Raw genomic sequence first — 298 nt, forward strand, 5'->3', positions numbered from 1 at the left:
CTCGGCCAGGACGGCCACGACCGGGGCGCCAAGGTGATCGCGTCGGCCTTTGGCGACATCGGCTTCGACGTGCTTGCCGGCCCGTTGTTCCAGACACCGGAGGAAGCGGCCGACATGGCGCTTGCGAGCAAGGTCAACGTCATTGGCGTTTCTTCGCTCGCAGCCGGCCACAAGACGCTGATGCCGCAATTGGCCGAAGCGCTGAAAAGGCGTGGCGGCGAGGATGTCATCGTCATCTGTGGGGGTGTCATCCCTCGCCAGGACTATGACTATCTCATGGAGAACGGCGTGTCGGCGG

At 64.1% G+C, this 298-nt stretch carries 1 protein-coding gene; it reads left to right on the forward strand.

The features are described 5' to 3' along the window. The coding region (locus IB277_RS37730; protein WP_192373422.1) for a cobalamin-dependent protein at positions 1-298 on the forward strand (298 nt) is incomplete at both ends.

Origin of the sequence: Ensifer sp. ENS07 (assembly GCF_014852185.1) — a bacterium.
GTDB classification, from domain to species: Bacteria; Pseudomonadota; Alphaproteobacteria; order Rhizobiales; family Rhizobiaceae; genus Ensifer; species Ensifer adhaerens.